Source organism: Pseudomonas asplenii, assembly GCF_900105475.1.
Classification (GTDB): Bacteria; Pseudomonadota; Gammaproteobacteria; order Pseudomonadales; family Pseudomonadaceae; genus Aquipseudomonas; species Aquipseudomonas asplenii.
Genome location: NZ_LT629777.1, coordinates 5,920,469 through 5,933,568, shown reverse-complemented (window position 1 = coordinate 5,933,568; position 13,100 = coordinate 5,920,469). Strand labels below are relative to the sequence as shown.

General features: G+C 61.1%; 11 protein-coding genes. 3 read left to right on the top strand and 8 right to left on the bottom strand.

The annotated features are described in order from the left end of the window. Positions 1 to 143: 143 nt before the first annotated feature. From BLU37_RS26325 to BLU37_RS26295, 7 genes are all read right to left on the bottom strand, one after another. Positions 144 to 569 (bottom strand): GNAT family N-acetyltransferase, encoded by a 426-nt coding sequence (locus BLU37_RS26325; protein WP_090210282.1) that lies wholly within the window; start codon positions 567 to 569, stop codon positions 144 to 146. Next, positions 562 to 1,728 (bottom strand): ribosomal protein uL16 3-hydroxylase, encoded by a 1,167-nt coding sequence (locus BLU37_RS26320; protein ID WP_090210280.1) that lies wholly within the window; start codon positions 1,726 to 1,728, stop codon positions 562 to 564. Before BLU37_RS26320 ends, BLU37_RS26325 begins: the two co-directional genes overlap by 8 nt. Positions 1,729 to 1,812: 84 nt before the next feature. After that, entirely contained in the window at positions 1,813 to 3,183 is a 1,371-nt protein-coding gene (gene purB / locus BLU37_RS26315; RefSeq protein WP_029529963.1) for an adenylosuccinate lyase, read from the bottom strand. Between the two features lie 115 nt (positions 3,184 to 3,298). Continuing rightward, positions 3,299 to 3,922, bottom strand: a complete 624-nt coding sequence (hflD, locus tag BLU37_RS26310) for a high frequency lysogenization protein HflD (RefSeq protein WP_010444618.1) — start codon at positions 3,920 to 3,922, stop codon at positions 3,299 to 3,301. Further along, positions 3,919 to 5,049: a tRNA 2-thiouridine(34) synthase MnmA gene (mnmA, locus tag BLU37_RS26305; RefSeq protein WP_010444619.1), complete on the bottom strand. Its 1,131-nt coding sequence runs from the start codon at positions 5,047 to 5,049 to the stop codon at positions 3,919 to 3,921. Before mnmA ends, hflD begins: the two co-directional genes overlap by 4 nt. Positions 5,050 to 5,109: 60 nt before the next feature. Further along, positions 5,110 to 5,556 carry an NUDIX hydrolase gene (locus tag BLU37_RS26300; protein WP_090210278.1) on the bottom strand — a complete coding sequence of 149 codons (447 nt, stop codon included), beginning with the start codon at positions 5,554 to 5,556 and terminating at the stop codon, positions 5,110 to 5,112. 202 nt (positions 5,557 to 5,758) lie between these two features. Further along, on the bottom strand, positions 5,759 to 7,984 hold the full coding sequence (locus BLU37_RS26295; protein WP_010444621.1) for an NADP-dependent isocitrate dehydrogenase: 2,226 nt from the start codon (positions 7,982 to 7,984) through the stop codon (positions 5,759 to 5,761). Positions 7,985 to 8,484: 500 nt separating this feature from the next. Between BLU37_RS26295 and icd the strand changes: the two genes are divergently transcribed. Beyond that, positions 8,485 to 9,741, top strand: a complete 1,257-nt coding sequence (gene icd / locus BLU37_RS26285) for an NADP-dependent isocitrate dehydrogenase (RefSeq protein ID WP_010444622.1) — start codon at positions 8,485 to 8,487, stop codon at positions 9,739 to 9,741. Positions 9,742 to 9,821: 80 nt separating this feature from the next. Here the strand turns inward: icd and cspD are convergent, their stop codons facing one another. Beyond that, positions 9,822 to 10,091: a cold shock domain-containing protein CspD gene (gene cspD, locus BLU37_RS26280; RefSeq protein WP_029529967.1), complete on the bottom strand. Its 270-nt coding sequence runs from the start codon at positions 10,089 to 10,091 to the stop codon at positions 9,822 to 9,824. Between the two features lie 226 nt (positions 10,092 to 10,317). Here cspD and clpS point away from each other — a divergent pair, with 226 nt between their 5' ends. Next, a complete protein-coding gene (clpS, locus tag BLU37_RS26275; protein WP_010444625.1) occupies positions 10,318 to 10,680 on the top strand; it encodes an ATP-dependent Clp protease adapter ClpS in 363 nt (120 codons plus the stop codon). Between the two features lie 28 nt (positions 10,681 to 10,708). Beyond that, a complete protein-coding gene (gene clpA, locus BLU37_RS26270; protein WP_010444626.1) occupies positions 10,709 to 12,979 on the top strand; it encodes an ATP-dependent Clp protease ATP-binding subunit ClpA in 2,271 nt (756 codons plus the stop codon). The last annotated feature ends 121 nt before the right edge of the window (positions 12,980 to 13,100 follow it).

Below are 13,100 nucleotides of genomic sequence, written 5' to 3'. Positions count from 1 at the left end.
AAAACGCCCCGTCATCGGGGCGTTTTGTGGGTGGAGCAATGCAGGGGACGCTATTGGCCTGGTGGCTGGAGGGCGACTCTCTGCGGCGCGCGGGCAAGCCCGCTCACCACAACAGCCGATCACCACAGGTCCGTCGGCCCCTTTCAGGCTGCGCCGCGGACCATGTCGACGTGGGGAATCCCAGCCTCGAGAAACTCCTCGCTGACGATGCTGAAGCCATGCCGTTCATAGAACGCCGTGGCCTGCACCTGGGCGCTGAGCATCTGTTGCTGCAGGCCGCGTTTCTCCGCTTCGCCGATCACCGCTTGTAGCAGCGCGTCGCCGACTTTCAAACCGCGCCAGTCACGCAACACCGAAACCCGGCCGATCTGCCCGTCCGGCAGCAGGCGGGCGGTGCCGATCGGGAAGTCGCTTTCGTACGCCAGGAAATGCACGGCTCCGTCGTCCTCCGAATCCCACTCAAGCTCCGGAGGTACAGCTTGTTCGGCAATGAACACCGACTCACGAATGCGCCGAATCTCGGCGTTATCCTTTCGCCAGTCCGCGACACGTACGTGAATTCTATTCATCGGCAAATCCCACGCTTCCTTGTTTGACCAGCTCGCACAGCAGGCCGCGTCCGTCTTCGTCCTCGAGCCATGGGCCGAGGTTGTCGATGTGCAGGGCTTCGGCCGCGCAGATCATTTTCAGCAGCTCACGCAGCTTGCCCGGCAGGTAACGGCTCTGGCCGCTGGCGAACAGCAGCAGGTCGTCATCGACTTCAGACCAGGCCAGGCGTGCGCTCGGGTTACGAATCAGTATGGCACCGTGTTGCAGACCAGCGAGCAGGTCTTCTTCTTCCAGTTCCGGGCCGACCACCAGTTCCGGGTAGCGGGGTTCGGTCATGAACTGGCCGAACCAGGTCAGTAGCAGGCGTTCGTCGCTCATGTGCTCGGCCAGCAGGCTCTTGAGGCGATCGAGGGCGTCGTGCTGGATCTGGTGCGGGTCGGTCACCGGTTGAGCGTCGGCGTCGGTGTAGCGATCCTCGTCCGGCAGGAACTGGCTGAGGAAATCGGTGAAGTGGGTCAGCACTTCAGCCGCGCTCGGCGCCCGGAAACCCACCGAGTAGGTCATGCAGTCATCCAGGGCGACGCCGCAGTGGGCCAGACGTGGCGGCAGGTACAGCATGTCGCCCGGTTCCAGGACCCAGCCTTCGCTTTCCTCGAAGTCGGCGAGGATGCGCAGGTCGGCGTGCTCCAGCAGGGCGCTGTCGGAATCGCACATCTGGCCGATCTTCCAGTGGCGCTTGCCCTTGCCCTGCAGCAGGAACACGTCGTAGTTGTCGAAGTGCGGGCCGACGCTGCCGCCCGGAGCGGCAAAGCTGATCATCACATCGTCGATCCGCCAGCTTGGCAGGAAGCGGAAGTGCTCCAGCAACTCGGCGACTTCCGGGACGAACTGGTCGACCGCCTGCACCAGCAGGGTCCACTCACGCTCCGGCAGTTGGCTGAAGGAGTCTTCGGAGAAGGGGCCGCGACGCAGCTCCCATGGGCGCTCGCCGTGTTCGATGATCACCCGCGATTCGACTTCTTCTTCCAGCGCGAGACCGGCCAGTTCGTCGGCGTCGATCGGGCTTTCGAAGTCCGGAATCGCCTGACGGATCAGCAGCGGTTTCTTTTGCCAGTAGTCGCGCAGGAATTCCCGAGCGGTCAGCCCGCCCAGAAGTTGCAGAGGAGTATCAGGATTCATGTGTAACCTATTGAAAAAACGTATTTTTCAGACTGGAATAAAAACGCCCGGCTCAGCCGGGCGTTCAGAGCGGGTGCCGTACGATCAGATACGCTGGGCCTGGGCCACGGCGTTGCCGATGTAGTTGGCCGGGGTCAGCTGTTTCAGCTCGGCCTTGGCTTCTGCAGGCATGTCGAGTCCGTCGATGAAAGTCTGCAGTGCTTGAGGGCTGATGCCCTTGCCGCGGGTCAGTTCTTTCAGTTTTTCGTACGGGTTTTCGATGTTGTAGCGACGCATGACGGTCTGGATCGGCTCGGCCAGGACTTCCCAGCAGGCGTCCAGATCGGCGGCGATTTTCTGCTCGTTGATCTCCAGCTTGCCGATGCCCTTGAGGCTGGCTTCATAGGCGATCACGCTGTGGGCGAAGCCGACACCGAGGTTGCGCAGTACGGTGGAGTCGGTCAGGTCGCGCTGCCAGCGGGAGATCGGCAGTTTGCTGGCCAGGTGCTGGAACAGCGCGTTGGCGATACCCAGGTTGCCTTCGGAGTTTTCGAAGTCGATCGGGTTGACCTTGTGCGGCATGGTCGAGGAGCCGATTTCGCCAGCGACAGTCTTCTGCTTGAAGTAGCCCAGGGAGATGTAGCCCCAGACGTCGCGGTCGAAGTCGATCAGGATGGTGTTGAAGCGCGCGATTGCATCGAACAGCTCGGCGATGTAGTCGTGCGGCTCGATCTGGGTGGTGTAGGGGTTGAACACCAGGCCCAGTTCGTCTTCGATGAAGGCGCGGGCGTTGGCTTCCCAGTCGACTTGCGAGTAGGCCGACAGGTGGGCGTTGTAGTTACCAACAGCGCCGTTGATCTTGCCCAGCAGCGGCACGGCGGCCACTTGGGCGATCTGGCGTTCCAGGCGGTAGACGACGTTCGCCAGTTCCTTGCCCAGGGTGGTCGGCGATGCCGGCTGGCCGTGGGTGCGCGAGAGCATCGGTACGGCGGCGAAGCGGTGGGCCAGTTCACGGATCGATTCGGCGATCTGGCGCATCAGTGGCAGCAGCACGTCGTCGCGGCCTTCGCGCAGCATCAGGGCGTGGGACAGGTTGTTGATGTCTTCGCTGGTGCAGGCGAAGTGGATGAATTCGCTGACGGCGGCCAGTTCAGGCAACTTGGCGGCCTGCTCCTTGAGCAGGTACTCGATGGCCTTGACGTCGTGGTTGGTGGTGCGTTCGATCTCTTTGACGCGCTCGGCGTGCTCCAGGGCGAAGTTCTCGGCCAGGGTGTTGAGCACCGCGTTGGCTTCGGCGGAAAACGCCGGGACTTCGGTGATTGCCGGGTGAGCGGCCAGGCGCTGGAGCCAGCGGACTTCCACCAGGGCGCGGGCACGGATCAGGCCGTATTCGCTGAAAATCGGGCGCAGGGCCTGGGTTTTGCCGGCGTAGCGGCCGTCAACAGGGGAAACCGCAGTGAGCGAAGAGAGCTGCATGGGGCGTTCTCGGACAGTCAGGCAACGAAATGGGGCGCGTATCATACATGAAAAAATCCGCCGGTCCGTTGCGAACTGACCGGCGTATCGCGCTTTTAAAGCTCCGTCGATGGCCTCAGGCGCTACGCATCAACGGATAGAGTTCCTTGAGCAGCTTGCGGCGGCTGATCACCAGCTGCCAGCGATGGCCGCCCAACTGGCGCCACAGGCGTGCCGAGCGGATGCCGGCCAGCAGCAGGGCGCGGATCTTCGAGGCATTGCTCGGTTGCTGCAGGTTGCGCATGTCGCCGTGCACCTGGATGCGTTGGCGCAGGGTACTGAGGGTGTCCTGGTACAGTGCACCGCAGGCGGCCACGACGTTTTCGTGGGCCGGGCCGAAGTGCTCGACCTGCGACTGGATCTGCGGCAGGCGTTTGCCGATGGTTTCCAGCATGTCCTCGCGTTTGGCCAGTTGGCGCTCCAGGCCGAGCATCGACAGGGCGTAGCGCAGCGGCTCGCGTTGCAGGGCGCTGGGGTCGCGCTCGAGCGCGGCGATCAGCGCGCGATAACCGTCGCGCAGGTTGATGTCGTCACCGCCGTAGACTTCCAGGGTGTCCTTGGGGTCGCGGACCAGCAGGCTGCCGAGCATGCAACTGACCCCGGCTTCGCTGGACTGGCCGGTCTTGGCGATCCGATCCACCAGCACCGCGGCCAGAAATACGCCGCCCAGTGCGGTCAACTGTTCCTGAGTCGGGCTCATGGGCGTGCTCCGCCAATCGAGGGTTCGGCGACTTCGATGACGCCGCCGCCCAGGCAGACTTCGCCATCGTAGAACACCACGGACTGGCCGGGTGTGACCGCGCGCTGAGGTTCATCGAACACTGCGCGGTAGCCGTCGACGGTCTTTTCCAGGGTGCAGTGCTGGTCGCCCTGGCGGTAGCGGACTTTTGCCGTCAGCTGGCGCGGGCTGCTCAGGTCGATCGGGTTGACCCAGTAGATGTCCGAGGCGAGCAGGGCGCCGGAGAACAGCCAGGGGTGTTCGTTACCCTGGCCGACGATCAGCTCGTTATGCTCCAGGTCCTTGCGCAGCACGTACCACGGCTCGTCACCGGCGTCCTTCAGGCCGCCGATGCCCAGGCCCTGGCGCTGGCCGATAGTGTGGTACATCAAACCGTGGTGGCGGCCGATGACTTCGCCGTCCGTGGTCTTGATCTCACCGGGCTGGGCCGGCAGGTATTGCTTGAGGAAGTCGCTGAAGCGCCGCTCGCCGATGAAGCAGATGCCGGTGGAATCCTTTTTCTTCGCGGTGGCCAGGTCGTGTTTCTCGGCAATGGCGCGCACTTGCGGTTTTTCCAGCTCGCCGACCGGGAACAGGGTCTTGGCGATCTGTTCGCCGCCCACCGCGTGCAGGAAGTAACTCTGGTCCTTGTTCGGGTCCAGGCCCTTGAGCAGCTCGGTGCGGCCGTCGATATCGCGGCGGCGCACGTAGTGGCCGGTGGCAATCAGGTCGGCGCCCAGGCTCAGGGCGTAGTCGAGGAACGCCTTGAACTTGATTTCGCGGTTGCAGAGGATGTCTGGATTCGGCGTGCGTCCGGCCTTGTACTCGGCCAGGAAGTGCTCGAACACGTTATCCCAGTATTCGGCGGCGAAGTTGGCGGTGTGCAGCTTGATGCCGATCTTGTCGCACACGGCCTGGGCGTCCGCCAGGTCGTCCATGGCGGTGCAGTACTCCGTTCCGTCGTCTTCCTCCCAGTTCTTCATGAACAAGCCTTCCACCTGATAGCCCTGCTCCATGAGCAGGACAGCGGAAACGGAAGAGTCCACGCCGCCGGACATGCCGACGATGACGCGCAGGTTTTCTGGGGCGGTGGCAGCTGGATCACGCATAGGGATTCAATGAGTGTCTTCGAAAAAGGACGCGATTCTAACAGGCCCTGGCCTTCAAGGCTAAAGGGAAGGGCGGATCAGTTCGAGGCTGTGTAGCGGACCGGCCAGAAAATCGTCCAGGCAGCGGATGATCAGCTCGCTGCGCCATTGCGGGCGCAAGGCCAGCAATTCGTCGCGAGTCAGCCAGCGCGGGCCGATGATGCCGTGGTCCAGCGAGTAGTCGGGCCGCTGGCGCAACGGTTTGCCAGCGAAACACACGCGCTGGTAGGTCACGCCATTGCTCGGGGCAGTGTACAGATAGAGGCCGATCACGCCGGTCAGTTCGACATCCCAACCGGTCTCTTCCAGGGTTTCGCGCAGGGCGGCTTCGATCAGACTTTCGTTCGGGTCGAGGTGACCGGCGGGTTGGTTGAAGACGACCTGGCCGTCCTGCAGTTCCTCGACGAACAGGAAGCGGCCCTGGTCCTCGATGACGGTGGCGACGGTGATGTGGGGTTGCCATTCCATAGAGTGAGCTTCTCCTCGAGTGTGGAAACGCCGCCCCTGTAGGCGCCGGGCTCGCCCGCGAAGCTTTTGGCGGTCTTGAGATCGCTTTCGCGGCGGTTCTGCGCCCCGACAAGCCCGGCTCCTACAGGGGGGGGGTGTATTTTGTTTTTGTGCAAACACAAACCCCGGCACGGGGCCGGGGCTTGTGGTACTGCCGGAGAGCTTACACCAACGCAGCGATAGCCGCGTTCAGGGTAGCGCTCGGACGCATGGCCTGGCTGATCAGCTCGGCGCTGGCGTGGTAGTAGCCGCCGATATCGACTGGCTTGCCCTGTACGGCGTTGAGTTCGGCAACGATTTTTGCCTCGTTCTCGCTCAGGGTTTTCGCCAGAGGTGCGAACTGCGCCTGCAGGGCAGTGTCCTCGGTCTGGGCAGCCAGGGCCTGAGCCCAGTACAGCGCCAGGTAGAAGTGGCTGCCGCGGTTGTCGATGTTGCCGACTTTGCGCGATGGCGACTTGTTGTTGTCGAGGAACTGGCCGGTGGCCTGGTCCAGGGTCTTGGCCAGTACCAGCGCTTTCGGGTTGTTGTAGTTCACGCCCAGGTGCTCCAGGGAAGCGGCCAGGGCCAGGAACTCACCCAGGGAGTCCCAACGCAGGAAGTTTTCTTCCAGCAGTTGCTGAACGTGCTTGGGTGCCGAACCGCCAGCGCCGGTTTCGAACAGGCCGCCGCCATTCATCAGCGGGACGATCGACAGCATCTTGGCGCTGGTGCCCAGTTCCATGATCGGGAACAGGTCGGTCAGGTAGTCGCGCAGCACGTTACCGGTCACCGAAATGGTGTCCTTGCCGGCGCGGGTACGAGCCAGGGTGGTCTTCATTGCGTCGACCGGCGACATGATCTGGATGTCCAGGCCATTGGTGTCGTGGTCTTTCAGGTAGGTCTGAACCTTCTCGATCACCACGCCGTCGTGGGCGCGCTGTGGGTCGAGCCAGAAAATGGCTGGCGTGCTGCTGGCGCGGGCGCGGTTGACGGCGAGTTTGACCCAATCCTGGATCGGCGCGTCCTTGGTCTGGCACATGCGGAAGATGTCGCCGGCTTCGACGTTCTGTTCCAGCAGGGTGCGGCCGTTGCTGTCGCTCACGCGGACCACGCCGTTGGCCTTGATCTGGAAGGTCTTGTCGTGGGAGCCGTACTCTTCGGCTTTCTTCGCCATCAGGCCAACGTTTGGCACGCTGCCCATGGTGGTTGGGTCGAAGGCGCCATTGGCCTTGCAGTCTTCGATCACTGCCTGGTAGATGGTGGCGTAGCAACGATCCGGGATCACTGCCTTGGTGTCGTGCAGTTGACCGTCGGTGCCCCACATTTTGCCGGAGTCACGGATCATGGCCGGCATCGAGGCGTCGACGATGACGTCGCTCGGCACGTGCAGGTTGGTGATGCCCTTGTCGGAGTTGACCATGGCCAGTGCCGGGCGAACGGCGTAGACCGCCTGGATGTCCGCTTCGATCTGTGCCTGCTGCTCGGCCGGCAGGGTCTTGATACGGGCGTACAGGTCGCCGATGCCGTTGTTCAGGTTGAAGCCGATCTGCTCCAGCACCTGGGCGTGCTTGGCCAGCGCGTCCTTGTAGTACTCGGCAACGATCTGGCCGAACATGATCGGGTCGGAAACCTTCATCATGGTCGCTTTCAGGTGAACCGACAGCAGCACGCCTTCGTTCTTGGCGGCTTCGATTTCAGCGGCGATGAAGCTGCGCAAGGCATTCTTGCTCAGCACGGCGCAGTCGAGGATCTCGCCGGCCTGGACGCTGGTCTTCTCTTTCAGGACGCTGGTGCTGCCGTCCTGGGCGATGAGTTCGATCTTGACGCTGCCCGCAGCTTCGATCAGGGCAGCTTTTTCGCTGCCGTAGAAGTCGCCGTTGCTCATGTGGGCAACGTGGGACTTGGAGTCGGCAGCCCAGGCGCCCATCTTGTGCGGGTGCTTGCGTGCATAGTTCTTGACCGACAGTGGCGCGCGGCGGTCGGAGTTGCCTTCGCGCAGAACCGGGTTCACGGCACTGCCCTTGATCTTGTCGTAACGGGCGCGAGCATCTTTCTCGGCATCGTTGGTGACGGTTTCCGGGTAGTCCGGAATGTTGAAGCCCTGAGCCTGCAGTTCCTTGATCGCGGCCTGCAGCTGAGGTACCGAGGCGCTGATGTTCGGCAGCTTGATGATGTTGGCTTCGGGGGTGATGGCCAGTTCGCCCAGTTCGGCGAGGTGGTCCGGCACTGCTTTGGCGCCCAGCTGCTCGGGGAAACTGGCGAGAATGCGTCCGGCCAGCGAGATATCGCGGGTTTCCACGGCGATATCAGCCGAAGCGGTGAAGGCCTCTACGATAGGCAACAGTGAATAGGTGGCGAGGGCAGGCGCTTCGTCGGTGAAGGTGTAGATGATCTTCGAGCGGGTGGGCATATTCGGATTAACTCTCTTCTTTGCTAAAGCATGCGCAGAAACTCGAGGTGCGCCGGATAAGCGCGTTCGTTCAAAGTTGTCCATGAGCCGAAAATCGAAGTTTCTTCGCGGTGATGTTGGGTGCATCAGTCGAGCGTCAAGCGGTCGGGCTACGGTGGCAGCCCGGCTCTGGGCGGTCGTTCCTGGCTGCATTTCGTGTAACAGAGGAGTCGGCCAGCGTGACCCTATGGTCAGCGGCGCGAGTATACATAGGTTGCTGGCAAAACGCCGAGGGTTCATGGACAACTCTTTTCGTCCATTGGTCTAAAGGTCGCACCCGAAACGGCGGCGTTGCGCCGCATCCGGTGCTGGAGATTGGCGCTTTTACCTTTGTTTTCAGGCTTGTACGCTGCGAATTGGTTGCTTTTCACGACAGGTGGGTGGGCGCGAGGTTTCCGTCTACATTTAACTGGGGTACGCTCGAACGCAGCCAGATGTTCAATCCATAGATGGAGTACAACATGGGATACAAGAAGATTCAGGTTCCAGCTGTCGGAGACAAAATCACCGTCAATGCAGACCACTCTCTCAATGTTCCTGATCACCCGATCATCCCTTTCATCGAAGGTGACGGGATTGGCATCGACATCAGCCCGGTGATGATCAAGGTCGTCGATGCTGCTGTCGAAAAGGCTTACGGCGGCAAACGCAAGATCTCATGGATGGAGGTTTATGCCGGCGAAAAGGCGACTCAAGTGTATGACCAGGACACCTGGCTGCCCCAGGAAACCCTGGATGCGGTCAAGGATTACGTGGTGTCCATCAAGGGCCCGCTGACCACGCCGGTGGGCGGCGGTATCCGCTCCCTCAACGTGGCCCTGCGCCAACAGCTCGACCTGTATGTCTGCCTGCGCCCGGTGCGCTGGTTCGAAGGCGTGCCGAGCCCGGTGAAAAAGCCTGGCGACGTCGACATGACGATCTTCCGTGAGAACTCCGAAGACATCTATGCCGGGATCGAGTGGAAGGCCGGTTCGCCGGAAGCGAACAAGGTCATCAAGTTCCTCAAGGAAGAAATGGGCGTGACCAAGATCCGTTTCGACCAGGACTGCGGTATCGGCGTCAAACCGGTATCGAAGGAAGGCACCAAGCGCCTGGCGCGCAAGGCCCTGCAGTATGTGGTCGACAACGATCGCAAGTCGCTGACCATCGTCCACAAGGGCAACATCATGAAGTTCACCGAAGGTGCCTTCAAGGAGTGGGCCTATGAGGTGGCGGCCGAGGAGTTCGGCGCGACCCTGCTCGACGGCGGCCCCTGGATGCAGTTCAAAAACCCCAGGACCGGCCGCAATGTGGTGGTCAAGGACGCCATTGCCGATGCCATGCTCCAGCAGATCCTCCTGCGTCCGGCCGAGTATGACGTGATCGCCACGCTTAACCTCAATGGTGACTATCTGTCCGATGCCCTGGCGGCCGAGGTGGGTGGTATCGGTATCGCGCCGGGCGCCAACCTGTCCGACACCGTGGCGATGTTCGAGGCGACCCATGGCACCGCGCCCAAGTATGCCGGCAAGGACCAGGTCAACCCCGGTTCGTTGATCCTGTCCGCAGAAATGATGCTGCGCCATCTGGGGTGGACCGAAGCGGCCGACCTGATCATCAAGGGCACCAACGGCGCCATCGGTGCCAAGACCGTGACCTATGACTTCGAGCGCCTGATGGACGGCGCCAAACTGGTGTCGTCATCCGGGTTCGGCGATGCGCTGATTGCGCATATGTAGAGAGAGGGCTGGCAAGAGAAACGCCCGGCTCAGCTCACTGAATCGGGCGTTTTTTATACCTGGATGTTTCTGCGAGTGATTCAGGCGCCGACGTTGCTTGCCTTACTCTTGGAAACCACTGCTTTCTCATCGGTTGGGGTCACGACGGCAGCGCTCTGGATATTGACCGCATGCAGACCTTTGGGGCCCTGGATGATCTCAAAGCTGACTGCCTGACCAGCCTTGAGGGTTTTGTAGCCATCCATCTGGATGGCTGAATAGTGGGCAAACAAGTCTTCATCCTTGCCTTCTTCCAGGACGAAACCATAGCCCTTGGCGTTGTTGAACCACTTGACCTTACCGCTCGGCATGCTCATATCCCTCTGCAAACGACCCCATCACTGGAGTATCATCCAGTTCATCCTTCACTGCGTGAACCAGAAAAATGGTTGACGATATGGACCTTTATTACCCAATCTGGTCTCTATTGGTTGTAACACCGATTTGCCGATAGTCAAGGTGGCCGTCAGGTCAGTATTGAAATGTGCCGAATCGTCCCCATCACTGTAACTGCTCAACTGACGAACCTTTCTTTCCATGCATGCAATCAGCCAGATTCGACTAACATTCAATCAGGATCGCCCGGATTTCCACGACGACGACTCCTCGGGCGTTGCCATGCAGGAGGCGAAGCCTGCGTTGCAGGCGCCGCCGATGTACAAGGTGGTTTTGTTCAATGATGACTACACGCCGATGGATTTCGTCGTCGAAGTGCTTGAAGTGTTTTTTAATTTGAATCGCGAGTTGGCCACGAAGGTCATGCTGGCGGTTCACACGGAAGGACGGGCAGTATGCGGAGTGTTTACCCGCGACATCGCCGAGACCAAGGCCATGCAGGTCAACCAGTACGCCAGGGAAAGCCAGCATCCGCTACTCTGTGAAATCGAGAAGGACGGTTAACGCCGACCAGTTGGGTATGAGGTGAACCATGTTAAACCGCGAGCTCGAAGTCACCCTCAATCTTGCCTTCAAGGAGGCCCGTTCGAAGCGTCATGAGTTCATGACGGTCGAGCATCTCTTGCTGGCCCTTTTGGATAACGAAGCCGCTGCGACCGTTTTACGGGCCTGCGGTGCGAACCTCGACAAACTCAAACACGACCTGCAGGAGTTCATCGACTCCACCACGCCGTTGATTCCCGTGCATGACGAAGATCGTGAAACCCAGCCGACTCTGGGCTTCCAGCGTGTCCTGCAGCGGGCCGTGTTCCATGTGCAGAGCTCCGGTAAACGCGAGGTGACGGGTGCCAACGTGCTCGTCGCGATCTTCAGCGAGCAGGAAAGCCAGGCGGTATTCCTGCTCAAGCAGCAAAGTGTTGCGCGTATCGATGTCGTCAACTACATCGCCCATGGCATTTCCAAGGTGCCCGGGCATGGCGATCACTCTGAAGGCGAGCAGGATATGCAGGACGAAGAGGGCGGTGAGTCTTCATCTTCAGGCAACCCACTGGATGCGTATGCCAGCAATCTCAACGAGCTGGCGCGTCAGGGGCGTATCGATCCGCTGGTCGGGCGGGAGCAGGAGGTCGAGCGCGTGGCGCAGATCCTCGCCCGCCGCCGCAAGAACAACCCGTTGCTGGTGGGTGAGGCCGGTGTCGGCAAGACCGCCATCGCCGAAGGCCTGGCCAAGCGCATCGTCGATAACCAGGTGCCGGACCTGCTGTCCAACAGTGTGGTCTACTCCCTCGACCTGGGTGCCTTGCTGGCCGGTACCAAATACCGCGGCGACTTCGAGAAGCGTTTCAAGGCGCTGCTCGGCGAGCTGAAAAAACGCCCGCAGGCGATCCTGTTCATCGACGAAATCCACACCATCATTGGTGCCGGTGCCGCTTCCGGCGGCGTCATGGATGCCTCGAACCTGCTCAAGCCGCTGCTTTCCTCGGGTGATATCCGTTGCATCGGCTCGACCACCTTCCAGGAATTTCGCGGCATCTTCGAGAAAGATCGGGCCCTGGCCCGACGCTTCCAGAAAGTCGATGTGTCCGAACCTTCGGTCGAGGACACCATCGGTATCCTGCGTGGCCTGAAAGGGCGCTTCGAGCAGCACCACAATATCGAGTACAGCGATGAGGCGCTGCGTGCGGCTGCCGAGCTGGCGTCGCGTTACATCAATGACCGGCATATGCCGGACAAGGCCATCGACGTCATCGACGAGGCTGGTGCGTTCCAGCGCCTGCAGCCGGCCGACAAGCGCGTCAAGCGCATCGAAGTGCCGCAGGTCGAGGACATCGTTGCGAAAATCGCCCGGATTCCGCCGAAACATGTCACCAGTTCCGACAAGGAATTGCTGCGTAATCTTGAGCGCGACCTCAAGCTGACGGTGTTTGGTCAGGACGCGGCGATCGATTCGCTGTCGACCGCCATCAAGCTGTCCCGTGCCGGGCTGAAGTCTCCCGACAAACCGGTCGGTTCGTTCCTGTTTGCAGGTCCTACCGGCGTCGGCAAGACCGAGGCGGCGCGGCAGTTGGCCAAGGCCATGGGCATCGAGCTGGTGCGTTTCGACATGTCCGAGTATATGGAGCGCCACACGGTGTCGCGCCTGATCGGTGCGCCTCCGGGTTATGTCGGTTTCGACCAGGGTGGCCTGCTGACCGAGGCCATTACCAAGCAGCCGCATTGCGTGCTGTTGCTCGATGAGATCGAGAAGGCCCACCCGGAAGTCTTCAACCTGCTGCTGCAGGTCATGGACCACGGTACCCTGACCGACAACAACGGGCGCAAGGCCGACTTCCGCAATGTGATCCTGATCATGACCACCAACGCCGGTGCCGAAACCGCGTCGCGGGCGTCGATTGGTTTTACCCATCAGGACCACTCGTCCGATGCCATGGAAGTGATCAAGAAGAGCTTCACGCCGGAGTTCCGCAACCGCCTGGACACCATCATCCAGTTTGGTCGCCTCAGCCACGAGGTGATCAAGAGCGTGGTGGACAAGTTCCTCACCGAGCTGCAGGCGCAACTGGAAGACAAACGCGTACAGCTGGAAGTCACCGACGCGGCCCGCAGCTGGCTGGCCGAGGGCGGTTACGATTCGGCCATGGGTGCACGCCCGATGGCGCGCCTGATCCAGGACAAGATCAAGCGTCCGTTGGCGGAGGAGATCCTGTTTGGCGAGTTGTCCGAACATGGCGGTGTGGTACACATCGACATCAAGGATGGCGAACTGACCTTCGAGTTCGAGACCACGGCCGAAATGGCTTGATGTAAGCCTGTCATGCAAAAACGCCCGGTTTAGCCGGGCGTTTTTGTTTGTGGGCGGGGTGACCCGTCTGTGGGTTTGGTGTTGTATTCAATGGCCCCTTCGCGGGCAAGCCGCGCTCCTG